Annotated in this window: 15 protein-coding genes; 9 read left to right on the forward strand and 6 right to left on the reverse strand. The window is 40.2% G+C overall.

Features of this window, described 5'->3' with window-relative positions; all coding sequences use genetic code 11:
- The first annotated feature begins 273 nt into the window (after positions 1–273).
- The gene (rpsO, locus tag HZA38_05830) at positions 274–735 is read left to right on the forward strand and encodes a 30S ribosomal protein S15 (GenBank protein ID MBI5414999.1); all 462 of its coding nucleotides are present in this window, start codon (positions 274–276) and stop codon (positions 733–735) included.
- 155 nt (positions 736–890) lie between these two features.
- Entirely contained in the window at positions 891–3,002 is a 2,112-nt protein-coding gene (gene pnp, locus HZA38_05835) for a polyribonucleotide nucleotidyltransferase (protein ID MBI5415000.1), read from the forward strand.
- A gap of 392 nt (positions 3,003–3,394) precedes the next feature.
- On the opposite strand, the gene HZA38_05840 is transcribed toward pnp, so the two are convergent.
- From HZA38_05840 to HZA38_05855, 4 genes are read right to left on the reverse strand one after another with little or no spacing between them, the layout of a single operon-like run.
- Positions 3,395–5,896 carry a hypothetical protein gene (locus HZA38_05840; GenBank protein ID MBI5415001.1) on the reverse strand — a complete coding sequence of 834 codons (2,502 nt, stop codon included), beginning with the start codon at positions 5,894–5,896 and terminating at the stop codon, positions 3,395–3,397.
- A gap of 28 nt (positions 5,897–5,924) precedes the next feature.
- Positions 5,925–7,001: a hypothetical protein gene (locus HZA38_05845; protein MBI5415002.1), complete on the reverse strand. Its 1,077-nt coding sequence runs from the start codon at positions 6,999–7,001 to the stop codon at positions 5,925–5,927.
- Positions 7,002–7,023: 22 nt separating this feature from the next.
- On the reverse strand, positions 7,024–9,672 hold the full coding sequence (locus HZA38_05850) for a hypothetical protein (protein ID MBI5415003.1): 2,649 nt from the start codon (positions 9,670–9,672) through the stop codon (positions 7,024–7,026).
- 35 nt (positions 9,673–9,707) lie between these two features.
- The gene (locus tag HZA38_05855; GenBank protein MBI5415004.1) at positions 9,708–10,217 is read right to left on the reverse strand and encodes a hypothetical protein; all 510 of its coding nucleotides are present in this window, start codon (positions 10,215–10,217) and stop codon (positions 9,708–9,710) included.
- Between the two features lie 323 nt (positions 10,218–10,540).
- Here HZA38_05855 and HZA38_05860 point away from each other — a divergent pair, with 323 nt between their 5' ends.
- Entirely contained in the window at positions 10,541–11,770 is a 1,230-nt protein-coding gene (locus HZA38_05860) for a MiaB/RimO family radical SAM methylthiotransferase (GenBank protein ID MBI5415005.1), read from the forward strand.
- Here the strand turns inward: HZA38_05860 and trmD are convergent.
- Positions 11,736–13,037 (reverse strand): tRNA (guanosine(37)-N1)-methyltransferase TrmD, encoded by a 1,302-nt coding sequence (gene trmD / locus HZA38_05865; GenBank protein ID MBI5415006.1) that lies wholly within the window; start codon positions 13,035–13,037, stop codon positions 11,736–11,738. The genes HZA38_05860 and trmD overlap by 35 nt on opposite strands.
- Positions 13,034–15,736 (reverse strand): S-layer homology domain-containing protein, encoded by a 2,703-nt coding sequence (locus HZA38_05870; GenBank protein MBI5415007.1) that lies wholly within the window; start codon positions 15,734–15,736, stop codon positions 13,034–13,036. Before HZA38_05870 ends, trmD begins: the two co-directional genes overlap by 4 nt.
- A 122-nt stretch (positions 15,737–15,858) precedes the next feature.
- On the opposite strand from HZA38_05870, the gene recR reads away from it, so the two are divergent.
- From recR to HZA38_05900, 6 genes are all read left to right on the forward strand, one after another.
- Positions 15,859–16,476, forward strand: a complete 618-nt coding sequence (recR, locus tag HZA38_05875; GenBank protein ID MBI5415008.1) for a recombination protein RecR — start codon at positions 15,859–15,861, stop codon at positions 16,474–16,476.
- A gap of 298 nt (positions 16,477–16,774) precedes the next feature.
- The gene (locus HZA38_05880) at positions 16,775–18,709 is read left to right on the forward strand and encodes a ribonuclease J (protein ID MBI5415009.1); all 1,935 of its coding nucleotides are present in this window, start codon (positions 16,775–16,777) and stop codon (positions 18,707–18,709) included.
- A gap of 172 nt (positions 18,710–18,881) precedes the next feature.
- Positions 18,882–19,454: a transposase gene (locus tag HZA38_05885; protein ID MBI5415010.1), complete on the forward strand. Its 573-nt coding sequence runs from the start codon at positions 18,882–18,884 to the stop codon at positions 19,452–19,454.
- A gap of 8 nt (positions 19,455–19,462) precedes the next feature.
- The gene (locus HZA38_05890) at positions 19,463–20,296 is read left to right on the forward strand and encodes an aminotransferase class IV (protein MBI5415011.1); all 834 of its coding nucleotides are present in this window, start codon (positions 19,463–19,465) and stop codon (positions 20,294–20,296) included.
- 116 nt (positions 20,297–20,412) lie between these two features.
- The gene (locus HZA38_05895; protein ID MBI5415012.1) at positions 20,413–21,567 is read left to right on the forward strand and encodes an NADP-dependent malic enzyme; all 1,155 of its coding nucleotides are present in this window, start codon (positions 20,413–20,415) and stop codon (positions 21,565–21,567) included.
- Positions 21,568–21,604: 37 nt separating this feature from the next.
- On the forward strand, positions 21,605–22,249 hold the full coding sequence (locus HZA38_05900; GenBank protein MBI5415013.1) for a class I SAM-dependent methyltransferase: 645 nt from the start codon (positions 21,605–21,607) through the stop codon (positions 22,247–22,249).
- The last annotated feature ends 115 nt before the right edge of the window (positions 22,250–22,364 follow it).

The following is a 22,364-nucleotide window of genomic DNA, read 5'->3' on the forward strand; positions in this document are numbered from 1 at the left end:
ACGACTTTTTCTTTTCTAACATCCTCTCTATTTCCTCTCGCTCTTTGAAGCTGATTGGCTTGCGAACTTGTTTCATGTCTAGAAATAAAATATAAACTTATTTTATCTCTAGGGTGGTGCTTATAATTTTAGAATGTACGTGCAACCAATTTCCTTTGCCTTCCGCTCAAAACTCGTGTAGAATCCTCTCGCGTTATTTTTTCGCTCTTTTGGTTCTCGCAAAGTTTATAGTCGCGTGAAACGAAAAGTCCTGAATTTTATCCTTTTTCTATCATGGCTACGAAAGCAAAGAAGACTTCTTCCAAATCAACAAAATCCACAAAAACAAAAAAGGCAGCGAAAGCATCAGCACCGAAGAAATCAAAACCATCAAAGTCTACAAAAAATGCTGCTCCTCAGCAAAAAGAAGCAGCTCCAAAACCCGTGATTAAAGCAAAAGCTCCGGTGAAAAAACGAGAGAAGCATACGCTTACGAGAAGAGAACGAAAAAAGGCAGTAATGCAGAAACACAGAACCCATGAAAAAGACACCGGATCTGCAGAAGTGCAGGTTGCAATTTTGACGCATCGAATCAATGAACTTACCGAACATTTGCAACACCACAAAAACGATAATCATTCCCGAAGAGGACTCCTCATGATGGTAGGAAATCGAAAGAAACTTCTCAAATTTCTCAAGGAAAAATCTGATGAGAGGTACAAAAAGCTCGTTAAAAAACTCGGTATTCGAGGATAGTTTTTCCTCGACGTTTCTTTATTTTTCTTTCTTTTTTCTTAAGGAAGCCGCCCCGCACCCTTTTTGCATTTTCCTTGCAAATTGTGAGTAAAAAAGGTGCGGGGTTGCTTTAGACTCGGAAAAGAGAAGGACTTTTGTCATTTTTCTCTTTTTCCATGTCTTATTACAAAAATTTCAATACATTTTCTTACACTCTTGGTGATAAGGAAATTTTGGTAGAAACCGGAAGATTTGCTCAACAAACTAACGGATCTGCCGTTGTAACCATCGGCGGTACAACCGTGCTCGCAACAGCCGTGATGTCTGCTGAGATTCGGGAAGGATTAGACTTTTTCCCGCTCATGGTCAATTATCAGGAGAAACTCTATGCCGCAGGTCTTATTAAAGGAGCTCGTCATCAAAAACGGGAAATGCGACCTTCTGATGAAAAAATTCTCATGGGAAGAGTGATAGATCGAAGTATTCGTCCGCTTTTTCCAAAGGGAATATACAACGATGTTCAGGTGATTCTCACAATACTTTCTTACGATGGTGAGAATGAACACGACATGGTGGCGAGCATTGCGACTTCCGTGGCACTTTCTATTTCTGATATCCCATTTCATGGTCCAACCGCAAGCGTTCGCGTGGGAATTATCAATGAAGAATTTGTGCTGAATCCATCTCCAGAGGCAAGATCAAAGTCAGATCTCGATCTCATTGTTTCTTCTGCGCTCGAAAATGTCATTATGATCGAGGCGGGAGCGAATGAAATTCCTGAGGAAAAAATGCTCGAAGCAATTGCATTTGGGAAAAAATGGGGACAGAAAATTTGCAAATTCGTTCAAGAAATTCAGGAAAAAATTGGAAAACCGAAAAAAACATTTGATTCTCCAAAAAAAGATGAAGAACTTCTCGAGTTTATTACCGAGGAAGGTCTTCAGGAACTCAAAGAATGCCTTTTCGGTATTCCGGGAAAAGTGGAGCGCTCACAGAAGAAAAGTGAAATTCTCCAGAAAATTCAAGAAAAAGCCGTAGAAAAATTTGGAGAAGAACGCGATCTTTCTCTTTTTCACGAAATGGGAGATAAAATTTGGAAAAAACTCATTCGGGATTCAATTCTGAAAGATGGAAAGAGAATTGCTGGGCGAAAACTTGATGAAGTGAGGTCAATCAATGTGGAAGTAGGCGTTCTTTCTCGAACTCATGGATCTGCACTTTTCCAACGCGGAGAAACTCAAGGACTTTCTGTAGTAACGCTCGCTGGTCCAGGAATGGCTCTTCTTACCGATGGAGTAGAAGGAGAAAAAAAACATTACTACATGCATCACTATAATTTCCCTCCGTTTTCGACGGGAGAAACTTCAAATAGACTCATGCCCGGAAATCGAGAAATTGGTCATGGCGCACTCGCTGAACGTGCGATTATGCCAGTGCTTCCGTCTCGTGAGGATTTTCCGTACGTGATTCGTGTTGTTTCTGAAATTTTGCAATCGAACGGATCATCTTCCATGGCAGCAACGTGCGGATCAGCACTCTCACTTATGGATGCAGGAGTTCCAATAAAAGCTCCAGTAAGCGGAATCGCGATGGGACTTATGGTGGATCCAGAAAATCCGAAAGTTTTCAAAATTCTTTCTGATATTCAGGATGAAGAAGATTTTGGAGGAGATATGGATTTTAAGGTTGCCGGAACAAGTAAGGGAATTACGGCAATTCAAATGGACACGAAGATCATGGGAATTTCTGAGGCAATTTTTGAACAAGCGTTTACACAAGCAAAAAAGGGACGTTTCGAGATTTTAGAGAAAATGATGTCTGTGATCGGAGCTCCACGAAAAGAGCTTTCTCCATACGCACCACGACTGGAAATGATCATGATCGATCAGGACATGATTCGAAAGGTGATCGGAAAAGGAGGCGAAGTCATACAGAAAATTATTGCGGAAACAGGATGTGAAATCGAAATAGATGATAGCGGAAAGGTTGTCGTCGCTTCGAATAATGCAGAGAATATGAAAAAGGCGGTGGCGTGGATTATGGGAATTGTCGTAAAGCCAGAGGTGGGGAAAATTTATGAAGCAACTGTAAAGCGCATTGAAGCCTATGGAGCATTTGCTGAAATTCTTCCTGATGTTCAGGGACTCATCCACGTTTCTAGAATTGCCAAAGAACGCGTAGAAGACGTGAACAAATACCTGAAGCTTGAACAGAAAGTGAAGGTAAAACTCATGGAAATTGATGACAAGGGAAGGCTTGTGCTTTCCATGAGAGATGCGATGGAATGAAAGCGACAATCCTATCGTCGCCACGGTGCAAATGCCGATTTCTTTGGGCGCGGATATGGATCCGCGCTTTTGCCCATGTTCTTCTCTCCCCGTCATTCCGACTCCGCAAACTCAGCGTCGGACAGGCTTTTAGGAGAAGAGAATGTTCACCAACTGGAGGAATCTCACATCACCAATTCTTGACACTGAATTCAGTGTGTATTTCTGGTAAAAAGAGATGTCTCCAGAAAGACACGCTCAATTTCTTCTGAGCATATTTTGATGCTTCGCGTCTGCAGTCGACATGACGGTAAGAGGATGATGTTCCGGAAGGCGATACGGCCATTCGAGGCTCTGAGGAGCCCTCAGGCTCTTGAAGAGCGCCGTATCGCCTTCCTGAAAGTATCAATTTATTAGTGAGCACCAGAAGCAGCAGGCTTAGTAGAAGAATCTGGTAACTTATTTCCATCCGAACCATATTTCTTCAACTCTTCTATTTCAGCCGTTTCAGTATCTCCTTTTAATTTTAATACGAAATTTACTTGATCTTTATCCCTAAGAACATTAATCATTTCCGCTACTATTGCTTCTTTTTGAGGCTCATTGTCTCGTAAAATAGATTTCACTTGATCTATATTTGTTGTATCCACAGTCCCCAATGCTTTTGTTCCAAGCTTCATATCTTTTAACGTTGCTCCTGCCACGTCGCCAATCGTCACTGTTGAAGCTCCTGCCGCATTCCCACTCGCCGTTGTGGCACTAATTTCGCCTGCAGCAAGAACAGCTTGTGTTCCTGGAGTTATGCCTGCCGTATTTTGAATCTCTTGGAGTATTTTTTTAGCATTTTCAATATTTATTGGAATGTTTTCGAGACCCGGTATAACTCCCTTAAGATGTTTATTGACAAAATCAACATATTTTTGTGGAGTTTTATTAGCGCCAGCTAACTCATCTTTCAATTTTGGCTGGTCGAGAGCTTTATTCAGCGCTCCGCTCGTTGCCCTTGAAACAGCATTCGCAATAGTTTTTTCTAAATTCTCGGTCGGCATAACATTTTCTAAACGTTCAGCAGATCTCTGAGATCTTCCACGCTGGAGTTTCTCCGCAATTCCACTGAGATCGCCAAGAGCCAATTTCTGCTCTCCACTCGCTCCACCTCCTTTTGAAGTGGCAATCGGAATAAATTGCGCATACATCGGAGTTGTCGCAATAAATTTCCCGACTCCTTTGACTTTGCTCGTAATACTTTCGATGACATCTCCCATATGTTTGCTGGTACTTTTCGAAATTTCGACACTCGACCACAAAACAATAATAGCAAGAATATACCAGAGGAATTGGTGAAACGTATGAACTCCATGAATGAGTTCCGACTCAAATATGAGCTCTCCACCTGAGGAATCTCTAATGACAAAGTCTTTTCCATCCGACGTAGCATTTGTGAGTACTTGCCCGGCGCTGATAAGAATATATCCGAGCTCAAGCGGAATTGCCATAATCGCCGGGAAAAATGCATATTGCAGAAATGGTTTGAGGCCAATTCCCTTCTCGCTAAAATCTCCTCCGCTGAGTCCAAAATCTTCAGCAAATGGAAGAATTGCCGCGATTGGAGAAAGAATCATATTCATCCAAATAATCAAAATTCTCTCAATAAGAACAATAGTCATGACCGCATACGCCACGATAATAATAATCATGAAGAGAAGCGAAAACCCGATAGATACGATAAGATCCTGCACCTCAGTAAAGTCATCAATTCCGCCTTTTGCTGTTTCCGATAAAGTTTGAATCTGAAGAACATTGTATGCAAAGAGTGCAGCAATTGAATTTCCCTGAAATTTTTCATAATTAAAATTTCCCCAGAGAATAATAAAATCCCCTGTATCCTGGACATACATTACTGATTTATCATCCTTGTTTTCTTTTATCGTCTTAATTATTTCTTTTAGAGCAACGTCCTTTCCTGTACCAGGTACTGCTTCAGCCTCGCCCTTTTCTGCGAAATCTCTTCCTTCAAAAAGCGTTCTTTCTTTGAATTCCGGAGCTGTTTCTCCAGCAGCACTCTCTTTTGCCTTTTCTTCTTCTTTCGCCTTTTTTTCTGCATTCCTCTTTCTGATTCCCTCAATCGAGTTGTCACTGTAGACAAGAAGCATCATACATGTACTCATATCAAGCTTATCGTCAATTATGTTCCCTTTCTCATCTTTCGCTTTTTCACACGTTCTCATGACCGTATTATCTCCTATTTCTCCCGCCATCACGCTTCGGGGTATAGCGTACACGATATGCGTCGTCACATTCGCGACATCGAGAATAACCTGAGCCCCAAACCATGTGAAATTCACGGCTATGAGAGCAATAATAAATTTAGGAAGGAGTTTTTTAATTTCAAAATTATTATTTTCCGGTTTTGCGGCACCAAAGACGCTCATAAACGCAATTCCGAGGAGAATAAGAATAAACACATAATTCACGAGATCGCGAATCATGAGCCATACATTGTGAAGAATTGGCATAAAATCTTCAGAACTTGCTCCTCCAAAATTTCCCACAATTACCTCATTCGACATAAGGAGTCCATCGAGTTTTACGAGAAGCGCAATAAGCGGCGTAAAAATCCCAATAAATTGAGATGCGAGTTTTCCCCATTTAATAGTTGTTTCATCAGTTCCTGCAGTAATTTGTGCTGCCTCAGCTATTTTCCTTCGCCTCACGTCTTCATCACAATCTTTTCTATCCTGTGTTCCCACATCAAACTTCTCACACCCTGTTTTCTCATCTGTAACGGCTGCATACGCCACATTTTCATTTCTGAATCCTTGAGGAAGAATTTGTGCAGGAACTCCAAAGAGAAAAGTCGCAACGAGAAAGCTGAAGAGTATTTTTTTGCCGTACTGAGTGAGAAATGTTTTCATAAAAAATATGTATTTGAGAGAGTAATTGTTATCCGAAAAAAATTGGAAGAAATGTTGATCCTGCAGCTGCTGCCAGAGCGCCTCCTACTACAAGTCCACCTTTTTGCGCAGTTCCGAGTGCCTTAAATCCTTTTTTTACAGGCGAACTTTGTTTCGCTTTTACATTCAGAGCTGTAGACCGAGCTGTTTCTTCCTGAGCTTTTTGGAGTTCCTCATCTTGCTTCTTCATCGCCTCTGTTCGTGCTTTGAACTGCGCTTCGGTCTCGCCCTGCGCATTCACTGGTTCTTTTTGTTCTTGTTTTTGAGAAGAAGCCATTTCCATATTCCTCGCCTCCAAAGCCGTAATAAGAACGCCTTCGTCCTTTGGAATTTCGCTGTATGTTCGTACCTGGAAAACATATCCAGATCCGTGTGCAATTTCTGATGGTTTTTTTCGAGAATATGAATTCTCCTGAATACTTTTTTGCTGTTCAAACGTACTTGAGATTCCACAAGCATCCAGAATTCCAAGTGGAAGCACGAGCGCTTTTACTGCTTCTGGCATTGCAAATCTGAGCTTCACATCCTCTTGCATGAGCACTTCAAAATCTACGGGAAGTGATGCTTTCGATATCGCTTGCACAACTTCCTCAGGAAATGCGGTTCCGCTCAGTCTTCCTTTCAATTTCATTTGTCTATATTTCTCAAAAACATTTTCTTGCATTGAAAGATACAGAAGTTGGCGCTGAGTTCCCTGCTTTACTTTTTGATTATTATTTTTCCCCCAAACGGTCTCTATAAAAACATTTATTTCCTGAAAAAATTTCGGATTTTGTATGTAGAGTTTTATGATCTCATCGAGTTCTTGTGACCTAGATTCATCCAGAGGAAGATTTCCTATAAAAAGCGCTCTGAGGTATTTTTCATCACAGAGTGCACTTTGAGGATTCACTTTCTCTAAAAAATTTTCTTTTTGAATTGGAGAAAGAGTCGTTGGTGCATTCTGCTTTTTATCGGAAACGAATTTCTGATCCGCATTTGATGAATTTTCATTTTCTTGAACATGAGAATCATCGAGTCGATTCTGATTTTGAGGAATGCTGGTGATATTTGGTGGTATTGTCATAGAAAAAAATTTTATATAAATTTTATTGAGCCATCTTTAAATCCTGAGAAAGTTTGATCACATTCACCATTTGATCCGCCGTATGTTTTCCGGAAAGCTCCTTGTAGAGTTCATATCTTCTTGTGTTTTTGGAATCCCCTTCTCCTGAAGTCAAAGAATCTGCCAAACGGTAAAATTCATTTTTTGATGATTCTCCTTGATCTAAAAGTTGAATATCTCCTGCTTCCACTCTGTCTTTCAGATTTTGTGATGAGAGCGTACTTGGTCCAGTGGATTTGTCGTTTTTGTCTTTTCTTGGCACAAGTTTATCTGCACGCGTTTCTTTCCAATCAATCATTTTCATGAGCGCTACTTCCCTTTCATCTCCTGTAAAATCAATGAAAAGTTTTTTCAAATGCGCATCTGCCGCAACTCGATAGCGAATATAATTCGTAACGGGATCACCGGTACGAAGAAGATAATTGTATTCTGTAAGTGCATATACTCCAGCGGCTCCTGCTAAAATATGCGGAAGATAATCAGCAAAATTTTTATAATTCTGCAAAGCAATCACCAAATTTACGACAGCAGTAAGTCCTGCATAGTACATTCCAAGTCCTCTGAGAACACTTCCGGCAACTGTAACTCCATCGGTAATTGATCCGAAATCTTCAATTTTGAGATTTTGATTCAGATCGAGCATTCCGATATTTTCCACTTTTGACTTTTGGAATGGTTCAAAGTCCTTGACGAGATCAGGATCTTTTACAATTTTTAGGCGTAACTCTTCAGCAATTCTTTGAAGAGCGAGATTAAAAAGAAGCTTTGCCGCCGGTGTTTTCTGAGTTTTTCCTTCTTTGTCATTGATATCTTTGAGCGTTCTTTCATTGAATCTTTCTCCCGGACTTTCCACGAGGTTATGAAGATATCGGAAGAGTTCTTCTCTTTTTCCTTTGTTTGCCTCTCCCTTCAAATCATTCAAAGAGAAGTCTCCTCGCCAATACGCAATAATATCTTCCGCTTGTTGAGATGCCTGAAAATAAACTTTTCCTCGTTCGTTATAAATGTCTTTCATGAGTGGTTCGACTTCGCCGAGATAGAGTTCTCGATAATTATCAAGAAAATGTGGCGGAAGTTTTTCTTGTCTCTCTTTCATCTCTGATCTCGCTAAAGCAGCGGATTTTTCTTCGGGAGTAAATACTTTTACCTCTTCTTCATGAATACCAATTTTTGCAATGAGAAAATGATCTTCGCCCGGGTCTCTGCCGGAATTGATCCAGTAAAATCTTTTTGCAAGAGCTTCGCTCGCGGGATTACCCAGTTTCATCTCTTCAAAAATACTTCGAGAAATGTGGAGAAGCGCAAATACAAAATCTTTTTTTTGATTCAGTTTTGCATGTTCCGCGAGTTTATATTCGTCTGAAACTCCAGTCATTCGATCTATTGTCCCTTCTTCATTTTTAAATTGCTCCTCGATATCTTTTTTTGAATTCAAAAGGTCATACACAAACTTGAGATCTGCATCACTGATGCTTCTTCCAATTTCTCCCGGAGCCATTCTGTAAAAATTCACAAGATTATTAGCTCTCGGATCGAAGTAGAAGTCTTTTCCTGCAGGTTTTCCATCGCTGTTAAATTCTCGCTCTTTCATGAGCGCAAGTTGTCCCATTTCATCACCACCTTGAGGAAGGCTTGAAAGATTTCCGCTTTTTTCGAGCTGAGCGAAAAAATCAGGAGAAGAATCTCTTTTGTTCGGATCTTTGCGTACCTCTTGTAAATATTTTTCAACTTTAAGTTTCAGCACATCAAGTTTATGTTCAGTTTCTTCTGGTCCAAAAGTTCCCTTTCGTTCTATCTCCTGAATTTCCGCAAACGACGCTCCAAGAGCGGTCGAAATTTGTCTTCGAACTTCCATTTCTACCAGTAGTATTTTTTCAATCGCTGCTGAAGAAACAAGTGCTTCACGCTGATTTTTAAGATCAGAAATTTTCTCTCGCAAAGTTCGACGCTGTGCTAAATATGCTTGATATTCGCCTACTTTAGGAGTTCTATCAGTTATTAGCGCCTCAAGTGCCGAGGCATTGTCTCCTTTCATTTTTTTCAACTCTTCATCCTTTTTTTCCTTTTCTTCCTTATTTTTTTGTATTTTCTGCATGACCTCTTTCAGCTCATTTTGTGCCTCCGTATAACTTCTTTTTGGAAAAGGATATGTTCTCTTTTCACTCGTGAGTCGAAATCCTCTTGTTTTAAAATCAATTTCCATTTGTAAAATCAACTCTTGCGCACGAAGATCTGCTAAATCTTTATCGATTTCATCTATTTCTTCTGATAATTTATTTTGCGGTCCTTCAATGACATCAATTTGCTGTTGAAATCTTCCTACCTCAATTCCTTTCTCCTTCATTAATTTTGGTAATTTTTCTAATTCTTCCTCTGCTTCTTCAATCTTATCGGTCTCATTCGTATAAACTCCGCCTTTTCGAATACTCTCTTCAATCGCCTTCCTCGCATCACCTTGAGAAAATTTATTCATAATTTCTTCTCCAAGCCCACTCAGAAAAAGCGCATCTTTCTCTTTTTTCTTCCTCCATTCAAGAGATTCTACTTCCTGCTTTGCTTCTTGCCATACTTCTGAGGCAATTCCCAGAGGATTTTTTCCCTCTTTCGCCGACAATACTTCAAATTCTGACATTATTTTTGTGTGTGTATTTTGAAAAGAAAAATATTCTAGAGTTTGAGTTTTCTCGTAATCCAGTCGACAGCAGACTCATCTTTTCCCGCGAGCTCGGAAACAAAACGAGAAAGAACTTCACGGAGTTCTGCGGGGTCTTGTTCCCCGAGCAAAATGCTCACTTCTTTCACTACGTTTTTTGCGAGATGCAAATTGAGCGTTTCCACTTCCCCGGGCTTAAACAGAATCCAAAAATTGCGAATGTTGGAGAATTCGTAAAATCTATGATCGACTTGAATTCCCATGTCAGTCACGCAAATTTCAATTACTTTTGGCTTTTTGTGGGTCAAAAAATACACTCCGGCAAAAAGCGCCACCACCACAGAAAACGGATACGAATCAGAGATAATGCCGTATATGATGAGTCCGATCACGAGGAGAATCGCGAGAAATTTCCAAATCGGACCTTTGTCGCGATATTCATACTCCGGCACGTGCCACTTCAATATAGTTGAACCAGTTCTCACCTGCCTTTTTGCATTCTTTTCGGAAGAAGAGTTTTTCATGGAAAGGTTGGCTAAATGTATCTCGTAATTATACCAAAAAAATGGGGAAAAAGAAAGGGCGGATGCTGGCTCTCACTTGTCATCCCAGCATTTCGAGGCTTGCCGAGGAATAGCCGGGATCTCAAGTACTATCAACAATCAAGAAATACCCAAAATGACCACTTCTTTTTTTTTCCTCACTTTTGGTGATGATTGAGACCCCGGGTCAAGCCCGTGGTGACAAGAAAGCGGTGATTCCCGACTTTCGCTAAATTTTTTATCTTATCCATTCAAAATTCTCAAAAATTCATTTAGAGTACCAGCCGATGATCATTGTTCCATTTATGAAATTCACATTTCGCACGTTCGGCTGCAAAATGAACTGGCTTGATTCTGCGAGAATTTCAGCAGGTCTTCAAATGGCGGGAAATATTCCAGTAGAATCTGAAGACGAAGCTGACGTTATTCTCGTGAATTCATGCATCGTTACCGCAAAGGCGGAAGGCGAATCGCGAAGAGAAGCGATAAAAGCTTCGAAAAATAACAAAACTGTCGTAATTTTCGGATGCGGTCCAAAAGCGAATGAAACAAAATGGAAAAAACATTTTCCGGACGCAATCGTTTTTGGCAATGAATCACTGCTTCTCCATCACTTTGGACTTTCAGAAAAAGACACTTATTTTCCTGATTCCGCAAGAACACGTCTTCCGATTGCCATTCAATCCGGATGCGATAATTTCTGTACTTTCTGTGTTACTCGAATTTCTCGTGGAAAACATGAAAGCCTTCCCCTTGAAGGGATTATTCGGCAAATTGTTCGCGCAGAGGAGTCAGGAATACAAGAAATCGTGCTTACTGGAATTAATCTTGCGGCTTGGGGATGCGACAATTCGAACAATTCGAAAAAAAGTCAATTCGGGAAACTTCTTCATGAAATTTTGAGCCATACAAATGTTCCAAGAATTCGAATTTCATCCATTGGACCACAATTTCTTCATGAAGATTTTTTTGAGGAAATGAAAAACCCACGAATGTGTGATCATCTCCATCTTTCCATTCAAAGTGGATCTGATCAAATTCTCCAAAAAATGAACCGTGGACATGGAACGAAAGAAGTCTATGAAATCGTCAAAAAAATGAGAAAAATTCGCCCAGGTACTGCTTTTACCGCAGATTTTATCGTCGGATTTCCGGGTGAAGCAGAAGAAGATTTTCAAAAAACCATGGAAATGGTGAAAAAAATTGGATTTGCAAAGCTCCATGTTTTTCCTTTTTCTGAGAGAGAAGGAACAGGAGCAGCAAATTTTCCAGACAAAATTGAAGTTTTTGAAAGAAAAAACCGTGCGAAAAAACTTCGCGAGCTCGGAGAAATTCTTAGCAAAAAATTTATTGAATCACACATTGGGAAAAAGATGCGAGTTCTCGTAGAAGCTGATAAAACAGGTCTCACATCAAATTACATTCGACTAAAAATCCCCGTGGGAAAACCTCGAGAATTTCAAGAAGTAAAAATAATGAAGAAAAATGTACTTTTTTTTCCTACTCCCCAAGATCAAAATTCCCCCGAAACTTAAGAATTTCCTTCGTTTCTTTGGAATGGTCCTGCATTTCCTGCCATTCACTTTTCATGAGTTCATAGAGAAAAATATTGTGCATCCCGTTCTTTTTTTGTACATGGTTTTGACGAGCTCCCACAGGATAAAATCCACATTTTTCATAAAGTGATCGAGCCGGAGCATTTTCTTCAAATGCATCAATAGAAATTTTTTCGAGATGGAGAAGTTCAAATCCAATTTTTTGCATTTCACAAACTACCGCGGTTCCAAGACCCTTGCCCCAGAGTCCTTTTTCCCCGATCATGATACTGAATGATGCCACGTATTCATTATACTCCTGAAGCTCAAATGCCGTTTTCCCAATGGGAATTCCAGTAATGCGATCAACAATGGTGAGAAAAAGTCCCTGAAAATTTATGATTTCTTCTTCATATCTTTCCTCTTCGTCTTCATAAGAATAGGGAGGATCGTACAGCGTAAATTCTGCGACTTCCGCATCATTCATCCATTTCACAAAATGCTCAACATCCGAGGAAAGCTGTGTTCGTAAAAGAAAATTTTTGGCTTTCCATGGTTTTTTTGGTGAAAATGAAGTTTTTGCAAGATGAAAAAGTTCAAATTCACGTTGCGAAAACCCTTCAATATGCGATTCTCTCCATTTTTTTATTTCCGCATGATTCCCAGAAAGAAGTACTTCGGGAACTCTCATTCCCTCAAATTCCTCAGGTCTTGTATATTGTGGATATTCCATTCTCCCTCCAAATTTAAGAGAAAAACTTTCTTCTTCATGACTTTCTTCATTTCCAAGTACTCCGGGAATAAGCCGTGAAACAGCGTCAATGAGCGCAAGAGCTGGAATTTCTCCTCCAGTAAGCACAAAATCTCCAAGTGAAATTTCTTCATCTACAAACATTTCGCGAATACGATGATCAATTCCCTCAAAGTGACCGCAAAGAAGAATAAGAGGCGTTTGTTCTTCTGCAAATTGCATGGCTTTTTTTTGCGTAAATCGTTCGCCATGTGGTGTTAAAAATACAATTTTTGCATCGGGAATTTTCTTTTTTGCCCATCTCAAAGCATCCGCGAGAACTTCCGGACTCATTACCATACCTGCTCCCCCACCAAATGGAGCATCATCAACATTTTTTCTTTTCCCTTCCCCAAAATCACGAATATTTTTGAGCTGAACAGAAATTTTTTCCTCCTCCTGTGCTCTTTTTAAAATACTCTCCGACAAAGGAGTTTTAAGCATTTCTGGAAAAAGTGTGAGAACGAGGAAGTTCATGGTGAGACAAGAATGACCGCCGTTAAAATCCCTAAATCATCGACCAAAATTCCAATTCCAATATTTTTCCATTTCTCTTCAAAGACAAATTTTGTATCCGTTTCACCTTTAAGACCTGTGAGAAACTCAGAAAGCATCGCGTATTGATACATTCCCGTCATAACAGCTGATGTCACCCCATTTTTTCGGACAAAATCAATGATTGTTTCTCCAGACGGAGATTCTCCACCGAAAAATTTCTCGTCTCTCATTTTCTCTGCCCATTTTTTTGCGACATCGTTCAAAGAATCGCTGGAAATAAGTTCGGTTGTCCTTGAAGAATTAATCGTGTCGATGACTTTAGAAGAATATGTATCTGTTTCGGAATTGGTCAGCGGCACTATCGAAAAAAGTTCGGTGACCACAATTTGGTTATCAAGCTCAGCAATTCCTATACCAATTCTTCCCCAATCTGGATTCAAAATATTTTTCCGGTGTCCTGGACTTCGCATGAGTCCTTCATGAGCGAACTCATAATCCTGATCGATGGCAAGATTTTCCCCAACTGACTTGGTTTTCACCCCAAAATCTACCAAAAAATCATTTACCGATTTTCCCTCTGGATTCACATGGGCAAAATAGTCTTTTTCCTTCATATCTTGCGATCGAAACGCCGCTAATTCTGAAAGATTTTCATCGATTTCTAATTTGGAAAGCCCACTTTCTTCCCTTGCTGCATTCACAAGATTCACGAGCATGAGTTCTTCTTTCTTTAGTTTTCGTTCTCCATTCTGAGATGCTGCTTCGCCCGTTACTTGCTTTGGAGGATTGGCATCAAAAAAATCGGGAAGAACAGGGGCGAAGTCCTGGTGATAAAGCGGAACATTGAGAATGGCAATGCCATCATCCGCATTTACTTCGACAATATATGTCCCGACGATATCTGGAACAAAATTGAAAACAAATTTCTGGTCAGTCATAATGAGCGGAATCTCATCAACGCTGCCGCCCGGACGTGTTACAAAACCTTTATCTTGAATCTTCCCTAAAAATGTTCCAGAAAATCGTACTCGATCGCCTTTTGTAAAAGTTTTCGGAAAATCATACGATGTTAATTTTTTTAAATCTTCATCATAGAAAAAATGATCTGAAAGAATAATCTCCTTTTTTACCGGAGCGGAAAATGGAGTAGAAATATCCATCGAAAACGAAGAAGAAGTTTTTGCCGAAAAAATACGAACCTCCGCAATGCCACTCTGAAAATCCTTAAATGCATTAGAATCAACAGTGAATGTATGGGCATTATTTACAAAAAATTCTGTTGTCTTTTCTTGTTGGGTAAAAAGTATCCGAAAAAAATTATTGTTTTCATCTTCCCAAGAAAGCACATAATCTCCTTGAACGATATTTCCTTGAACATTCTCAGGAGAATTTGGCTGCTCTCCTTCTCCCACAAAACAATATTTGTCCAAAACACTGATCGGATACACAACTGATTCTCCACTCTGTCCGAGGATTATTCCTAAGGTGAAATCTCCTTCTTTTGAAAAAGTGACATCCTTGGAAAAATTCCCATTTTCGATCGGAGCAATCTCTCGGTACATATTTCCATCTCCTTCCCAAAAAATCGTGACAATATCTCCATTTTCAGCGGTTCCAGAGATATGAATACTTTCATTTTTTCGGAACAGCCGTGGAATTTGATTTTCGAGGTAAATTTTCGCATAGCCATCAACTGCAATAGTTTCCCTTTTTTCAGGAAAATCACATATTTTCGCTACCGGTCCGAGAGGAACGTCTGCGGAAACAGGAACAAGTTCGGCTTTGGTGAGACCTTGAGAAGGAGGCGTGAGCGCAGAAAATGCCGCTTTGGAAAGATCAAGATTTCGATACGGAACATACGGACCTCGATCGATAACTTTTACTACCACCGCAGTTCCATTCATCACATCACGAACAAGAACATGTGTTCCAAAATCGAGAGTCCTGTGTGCAGCGACAAAGGCATTATTATCAAAAACTCCACCACTCGCCGTATTACTTCCATTTGCACCATCACCATAATAACTCACAATTCCAATAGGGTACGAATAGGTGTATTCCCCTTCGTGAAATCGATACATAATTTCTACGAGCTCGCCACGTGTAAGCTCATGTGTGGGATTTACTTCTTCTGGAGTCAAGAGTTTCCACGTTTCTGCAAGTTCATAGTGAGGCGCAAACCATTCGTCTTTTGAGATTTTTCCTTCAAACGGATCGCTCAATGGGGAATCGGCTGGAATTTTATTTGTGAGGAGAATAATTTTGAGCGCTTCTGCCTGATTTACTGTTCTCATGGGTTCAAAATTCCCTTCTTTCGTTCCCTGAATGATGGAGTTTTGTTTTGCCACCCGTACGTACGCAGAAAACCAGTCTTCTACTTGGACATCTGGAAATGGAGGCCTCAGCGGTGGATCCATCATTTCTACATTTGATCCGAGAAGAATGACTTTGAGCGATTCCGCACGATTGACGAGCTTATCAGGAACAAATGTATTATCGGGAAAGCCTTGAATCGTTCCGGCATTGCGAAGTGCAGTGATTGCAGCAAAGTTTGGATGGCTCGGAAGAGTATCAGTAAAGAAATTATCCTTTGCTAAAATTTTAGCTCCAAAGGAAAAAACAAAAATCAGTATCGCAAAAAATACAAAAATATTTTGGAGTATTCTGTTTCGATGCATGAGAAGAAAAGAGAAATGAAATTCTCGGAGAGCATAGCAAAACTTCCTGAAAAAAGCGATCCCCAAGTAGTTGATCCCGACTTTCTTTTCCTTCATAATACCTCTCGATCTTTTTAGACAGAATGAATTTCCATCCTGGAGCACTCCCAAAAAGCATTGAATCCCTTATCGAAGAATTCTCCCGCCTTCCGGGTGTAGGAACAAAAACTGCGCAAAGATTTGTCTTTTTTCTTTTGGAACAACCGGAAGAAGTACGAAATTCTTTTGGAAAATCAGTTCTTGATCTCACAAAAAATTTGGAGTTTTGTAGAGAATGTCACCATTTCTCTGAAGGCAATCTCTGCAATATTTGCAAGGATTCAAAAAGAAGTGATCATATCATCTGTATTGTGGAAGACTCGCTTGATCTTCTTTCTATCGAAAGATCAGGAGCATTTCGCGGAAGATACCATATTCTTGGCGGAGTGATTTCTCCTCTCGATGGAATCGGTCCAAATGAACTCCGAATTCGCCAACTTACAGAGCGTATTATGAGATCTGATGGGAAAATTCAAGAAGTCATTTTGGCAACAAATCCAACAATGGAAGGAGAGGCGACGGCAACGTATCTCTGGCGCACGCTTCATCCTCTTAAAGTAAAAATTTCACGAATTGCAAGAGGTCTTACCGTCGGCGGGGATCTCGAATTTACCGATGAAGTGACGCTCGCGAGAGCAATTGAGAGCAGGGTTTTATTTTAATATGTATCGAATCTTGATCAAGAGTAATTCCGTGATCTTTAAATCTAAAATCTAGTCCCGCAATGCGGGATAAAATCTAAAATTTCATCGTGTATTTTGTTTTTTTTGAAAAGTGTGAGATAATATCTCCAGTAGATTTTAAAAACACAGAGAAGTTTATGGCGAGGGATTCCATTTTGGACTTTCTCCTTGGGCTGGATCTCACCTGAAAAGAGGACCTGAGGAAATATCATTTTTTATTTTTTTATTCTTTTATTTTCTTTTTTTTATTTTTTAGTTTTTCATTATTTAATTTTTTATGGACCAGAATAAAAGCTGGAATCCTCACCAAGGATCCAGCAACGGAGGGGGAAAGCCTCTTCAAAATACAGGAAATACACCTCATGTTCAGAATGTTCACACTTCTCCACAGAATAATTCCTCTCGATCTCAACCTTTTGAACACCACCGGCCACCTCAGCATGAACGAAAACCATTTTGGAAACAAAACCCAAAAAATCAGAATTCGCATCAGCAGCAACAGCAAAATATTCATCATCAACCGACTCAAAAGCACAGACTTCGCGTAATTCCTCTCGGAGGACTCAACGAAGTCGGAAGAAATTGCCTGTGTTTTGAATATGGAAATGACATTATTCTCGTAGATGCGGGAATTCAGTTTCCCGGAGAATCAAATTTGGGAGTGCGATGTATTCTCCCCGATACGCGATACGTGGAAGCGAAGAAAGATCACATCAGAGCAATTATCATTACTCACGGACATCTCGATCACATTGGAGGACTCAGATATTTACTTCCAAAACTCGGATTTCCTCAAGTTTTTGCACCACCACTCGCGGCAGCGCTTATCGAAAAACAACTCGAAGAGGACAATATCCTCACAAAATCCAAAATTCATAAAGTCGATCCGTCAAAGGATATTTTGAGACTCGGAGCCTTTACGGTTGAATATTATCGCATTAATCATTCCATTCCTGATTCTCACGGACTTTACATTGAGACTCCTGCTGCAAAAGTAGTGCACACCGGTGATTTTAAGTTCGATTTTACTCCCGCGGATGGAAAACAAGCAGAATATGGAAAGCTTGCAAAAATTGGTGATCGAGGAGTAGATGCGATATTCGCTGATTCCACGAATGCTCAAAAAGATGGATATTGTCTCTCGGAAAAATATGTTGCCGAATCTCTTGAGCACGTTATTCAGAATACAAAACAAGGACGGCTCTTCATTACATCCTTCGCTTCTGTCATCGCGAGATGGCAGCAAATTATTCGACTTGCCCAGAAATACAATCGAAAAGTATATGTGGTTGGGAGAAGTCTTCTCGACAATATTCGAATTGCGGTTGATCTCGGATTTGTGAAAGTTCCGCAAAATCTCATTCACAAAGTCACCAAACGAATGCTTGAAACCCCGCCTCATCAGCAAATTATTCTTACGACGGGAAGTCAGGGAGAAATTGCCGCAGGACTTGCGCGAATTATCCGAGGCGAACACAACATTATAAAAATTGATAAGAATGATACTGTCGTATTTTCCGCCTCCCCTATTCCAGGGAATGAACGCTCTACTATTGACGTAATTAATGAACTCTACAAATTAGGAGCGAACGTAATTACGCGAAAAGATTTTGATGTTCATACGTCTGGACACGGACATCAGGGTGATTTGAAGCTCATTTATTCACTTTTGAAACCAAAAAACTTTGTTCCAGTGCATGGAGAATTTCACATGCGCGCCGATCACGTCAAAATGATTCGGACAGATTTGAATATTCCAGAAGAAAATACCGCACTCATTGGCAATGGAGACGTGCTCGAAGTTTTTGATGGAAAAATTCAAAAAACGAGAGAGAAGGTTTCAGGGGAAGAGATTTATGTTGATGGGAATATGGTCGGAGATGTAGGCACAGAAGTTCAAGAAGAACGAAAAGGACTTATGAATGGAGGAGTGATCAGCTTCACATTTCACGCGGACTCTGTTCGCAAAGGTCTCAGAACAAATCCTGAAGTAGAAAGTCTTGGGTTCGCATATCCACATGAATCAAAGCATCTCCATGCCATGCTCAAAAAAATCGCGATCCATGTCGGAACGGAAATTCTTCTGAAGCATGGCGATCCGCGAGTGAAGGGCGATCTCATCAGGAGAGACCTTTTGGAACGACTTTCCGCCGAAGTTCTCAAGCTTTCCGAACGAGAACCGAAAATTATTATTTCGCTCATGGTGGATTAGGGCAATTTTGATATTTTGAAAAAAATATTATCTGATGAATTATAATCCCGAAATACATCATCGGCGATCAGTTCGTTTGAAAGGATATGATTATTCTCAGAATGGTGCATATTTTCTTACCATCTGCACTCAAAATCGGGAATGTGTATTTGGAGAAATTAAAAACGGAGAAATGGTTTTGAATGATGCGGGAAAAATGATTCAATCGGTATGGGATGAAATACCAAAATTTTATATGGGAATTGATGTTGATGCGTCCCAAATTATGCCGAATCACATTCACGGAATTATTTTAATACAAAATGAATTCGCATTCGCCGTAGGGGCAGGCCCCCGTGCCTGCCCTGAAATTTCTGATATTCACACAAACACCATCGAAAAATCACAGAACAAAATAGAAAAATTATACGACATTATCGGAAAATCAATGAACGCCATCGAACAATCACAAAACATTATCGGGCAACCAATGAATGCCATCGGGCAACCACAGGGGGTTGCCCCTACGGGATTAAAAATATTATCGTTGCCAGATATTGTTCATCGATTCAAAACAATGACCACAAAAAAATATTCCGACGGGGTGAAAAATAATAATTGGTCTCCATTTCCCGGGAAATTATGGCAACGAAATTATTATGAACACATAATTCGTGATGAAGATTCATTAAATCGAATCCGTGAATATATTCAAAATAACCCGAGTAACTGGGGAAAAGATGAATTTTTTTTCGCAAATCCTTAATTTTCTCCATGCACCTCTTCCTCAATGGCAAAATCCTCCCGGCTTCTGAAGCTTCCATTTCCGTCTTTGATCACGGATTTTTGTATGGCGATGGAATTTATGAGACGCTCCGAACCGTGAATGGAGAAATTTTTGATCCCGCAGCGCACTTTGAGCGTTTTCAGAAATCTGCAGAAATGCTGAGACTCCGAATCCCCTTCTCTTTTGAAGAAACTCTAAACGCAACGAATGAACTTCTGAAAAAAAATAAATTTTCTTCCCAGAAAGAAGCGAGAGTTCGCTGGTCGTTGACGCGCGGCGCAAATGATTTTCATTTTTCTGACGCAAAAAATCCAACATTTCTCATTACGACATCAGACTTGCCAGAATATCCCGAAGAATATCGAACACACGGAGTTTCCATTGTGACGCTTGAAATTCAGCGAATTCTCCCAACGGCAAAAACAATTTCTCTGCTTCCGATGATTCTCGGAAAACAAAAATGCGATGATACCGGAAGTTTTGAATGTCTTTTTCTCGAAAATGGAAATATTACCGAAGGAACTGTGAGCAATTTTTTTATTCAAGTGAAAGATGAGATTTGGACTGCTCCGAATGAGAAAATTCTCGAAGGGACTGCTGGGAGAATTTTTCTCAAGAAAATGGGAAAATTTGGATTCCAAAGGCGAGAAAAATTATTTTCCGTGAGCGATGTTTTGAAATGTGCTGAATCAGCATTTCTCACCAATTCTCTTTTTGGAATTTTGCCGGTAACGTCGATCGACAGAAAGAAAATTGGAGATGGAAAAGTGGGAGAAGTATTTGAGAAGATTGCGGATGATTTTTGGGAGACTTTTCCCTGACAAGGAAGATTGAGGCGGTTGAAACCACATGTCCGGGCATGACGGGTGGTTTTGGTGGTGGAGGATTGCAATAATTTCACATCATGATAGAGTTTCGTCCGCAATTAAAAATTATTATGACTTCTCCACTCGACGAAAAAGCGCTGGATCTCCATAAAAAACTCAAAGGAAAAATGGAAACAACTCTCAAGTCTCCAATCGAGAGCAAAGAAGATCTTTCACTTCTGTATACTCCGGGCGTTGCGGCTCCATGTCTCGAAATCGCAAAGGACAAAGAAAAAGTTTATACCTACACGGGAAAAGGCAATCTCGTCATGATTGTGACTGATGGAACCGCCGTTCTTGGACTCGGAGATATCGGTCCTGAAGCTGCACTTCCGGTAATGGAAGGAAAAGCTGCACTTTTTAAGCGATTTGGAAATGTCGACGCAATTTCTATTTGTCTGAACACAAAAGATGTCGATGAAATTGTAGAAACCGTTGTGAGGATTTCTCCCGGGTTTGGTGGAGTAAATCTCGAAGATATCTCCGCACCGAGATGTTTTGAAATTGAAAAAAAGTTAAGAGAACGTTTGAATATTGCCGTCTTTCATGATGATCAACATGGAACCGCGATCGTTGTTCTTGCAGCTCTTCAGAACGCATTAAAAGTTGCTCAAAAAAAATTATCCGATGTGAAAATTGTATTTTCCGGAGCCGGTGCGGCGGGCATTGCCGTTGCAAAACTCCTTATTTCGGGAGGAGCAAAAAACTTAATTCTCTGCGATTCGCAAGGAATCATTTCTTCTTCAAGAACTGACATTAATTCTGCAAAAAAAGAAATGCTCCAAAAGACCAATCCTGAAAATATTTCTGGAACACTTGCTGATGCGCTGAAAAATGCTGATGTTTTCATTGGGGTTTCCAAACCAAATCTTCTCACTGCAGAAAACATAAAATCTATGAATCTAAACTCGATTATTTTCGCCATGGCAAATCCCACTCCAGAAATAATGCCGGACGAAGCAAAAAAAGGAGGTGCTTTTATAGTAGCAACTGGCCGAAGCGACTTTCCAAATCAAGTGAACAATGTTCTTGCCTTTCCTGGACTTTTTCGCGGCGTATTTGACTCAGGAGCAAAAGAAATTACCGAAAAAATGAAAATTGCTGCGGCAAATGCTCTTTCTGCACTCGTTCCAATGCCGACAACAGAAAAAATTCTTCCGAGCGCTTTTGATGAAGGAGTAGCGGAAAGCGTTGCGAAAGCAGTGAGTAAATGCGCAGAAATTTGATAAGCTTGATAGTGAATAATTTTTTAACTTATAAAAGATGAATTCTTATTCAATTAATAAGAAATGGTGGGAAAAAATGGTACAAGATGGATGTGGATTCACCGTCCCCTGGCTAGATTTAGATGCTGAAGTACTGAAAAAATTAGCAAAAGGAGAATTAGAAAAGCCCCCAAAGCCGCTAGACGAGATTTATCCTCTTGAAGTACTTAAAAATATTAAAGGGAAGAAAGTGTTATGTTTGGCTTCAGGAGGAGGGCAACAATCTGCAGTTTTTAGCTTACTTGGAGCACAAGTTACAGTTGCTGATATTTCAGAGGGTCAGTTGGCAGGTGATCAAAAAGCAGCGAAACATTACCGTTATGAGGTGAATACGATTCAGGCAAGCATGGATAATCTTTTCATGATTCATGATGAGTCCTTCGATCTCGTCTATCAAGCACCTTCCATGTCTTATACACCAGATGTCAAAAAGGTTTATTCGGAAGTGGCTCGTATCTTAAAGCATGACGGAGTATATCGTGCTGATGCATCAAATCCGCTGGCATGGGGCGTAGATATTGGTTCATGGGATGGAAAGGGATACCATATTTCTAAACCGTATTCTATGAGAGAAGAACGGAGATCTGAGAATGAAAATGTAATCGAATTTCGTCACTATGTGAAGTTCTCCACGGGTCAGTAGACCCGTGGCTTCAACCCAACTCAAGCTCCGCTTGTCCAAAATCTTCCTCCCCTTGATGCTCTATGTATCTTCTTATTATCTCCTCATTCACTCCCACCGTTGATACAAAATATCC

The sequence above is a fragment of the Candidatus Peregrinibacteria bacterium genome (assembly GCA_016220175.1).
Taxonomy (GTDB): domain Bacteria; phylum Patescibacteriota; class Gracilibacteria; order CAIRYL01; family CAIRYL01; genus JACRHZ01.

Coding starts and splice junctions, on each gene's coding strand:
- HZA38_05900 (MBI5415013.1), top strand. CDS start 21,605: ATGAATTCTTATTCAATTAATAAGAAATGGTGGGAAAAAATGGTACAA.
- HZA38_05855 (MBI5415004.1), bottom strand. CDS start 10,217: ATGAAAAACTCTTCTTCCGAAAAGAATGCAAAAAGGCAGGTGAGAACT.
- HZA38_05845 (MBI5415002.1), bottom strand. CDS start 7,001: ATGACAATACCACCAAATATCACCAGCATTCCTCAAAATCAGAATCGA.
- HZA38_05860 (MBI5415005.1), top strand. CDS start 10,541: ATGAAATTCACATTTCGCACGTTCGGCTGCAAAATGAACTGGCTTGAT.
- HZA38_05870 (MBI5415007.1), bottom strand. CDS start 15,736: ATGCATCGAAACAGAATACTCCAAAATATTTTTGTATTTTTTGCGATA.
- trmD (MBI5415006.1), bottom strand. CDS start 13,037: ATGAACTTCCTCGTTCTCACACTTTTTCCAGAAATGCTTAAAACTCCT.
- HZA38_05895 (MBI5415012.1), top strand. CDS start 20,413: ATGACTTCTCCACTCGACGAAAAAGCGCTGGATCTCCATAAAAAACTC.
- HZA38_05885 (MBI5415010.1), top strand. CDS start 18,882: ATGGTTTTGAATGATGCGGGAAAAATGATTCAATCGGTATGGGATGAA.
- pnp (MBI5415000.1), top strand. CDS start 891: ATGTCTTATTACAAAAATTTCAATACATTTTCTTACACTCTTGGTGAT.
- HZA38_05890 (MBI5415011.1), top strand. CDS start 19,463: ATGCACCTCTTCCTCAATGGCAAAATCCTCCCGGCTTCTGAAGCTTCC.
- rpsO (MBI5414999.1), top strand. CDS start 274: ATGGCTACGAAAGCAAAGAAGACTTCTTCCAAATCAACAAAATCCACA.
- HZA38_05840 (MBI5415001.1), bottom strand. CDS start 5,896: ATGAAAACATTTCTCACTCAGTACGGCAAAAAAATACTCTTCAGCTTT.
- HZA38_05880 (MBI5415009.1), top strand. CDS start 16,775: ATGGACCAGAATAAAAGCTGGAATCCTCACCAAGGATCCAGCAACGGA.
- recR (MBI5415008.1), top strand. CDS start 15,859: ATGAATTTCCATCCTGGAGCACTCCCAAAAAGCATTGAATCCCTTATC.
- HZA38_05850 (MBI5415003.1), bottom strand. CDS start 9,672: ATGTCAGAATTTGAAGTATTGTCGGCGAAAGAGGGAAAAAATCCTCTG.